This is a genomic window from Erwinia sp. PsM31 (genome assembly GCF_030433775.1).
Lineage (GTDB): Bacteria > Pseudomonadota > Gammaproteobacteria > Enterobacterales > Enterobacteriaceae > Erwinia > Erwinia aeris.
The window spans coordinates 1-248 of sequence record NZ_JARUWZ010000093.1; the positions used below are offsets into that span (position 1 = coordinate 1).

Genomic DNA, 248 nt, shown 5'->3' on the forward strand with positions numbered 1-248 from the left:
TGTTAAAGCTGTTTGAACGATCTCCACCTGTTCCACAATTGTCCATCACATTAGGGAGTGAGATATCACTCAATTCAGACTGGGCGCGAATGACATCGACGATACCAGCAATTTCATTTGCTGTTTCTCCTTTTATTCGTAAAGCTGTTAAAAACGCAGCAATTTCAGTATCCGTTATTTCATCCGAAAAACAATAATTTGTAGCTTCTTTCATTTCCTCTATCGTTAAACTTTCTTTATTCATTAAC

The 248-nt window shown here is 36.7% G+C and carries 1 pseudogene; it reads right to left on the reverse strand.

The features are described 5' to 3' along the window. A pseudogene (locus tag QCD69_RS22600) lies at positions 1-214 on the reverse strand (hypothetical protein); the annotation flags it as partial. Positions 215-248 lie beyond the last annotated feature (34 nt).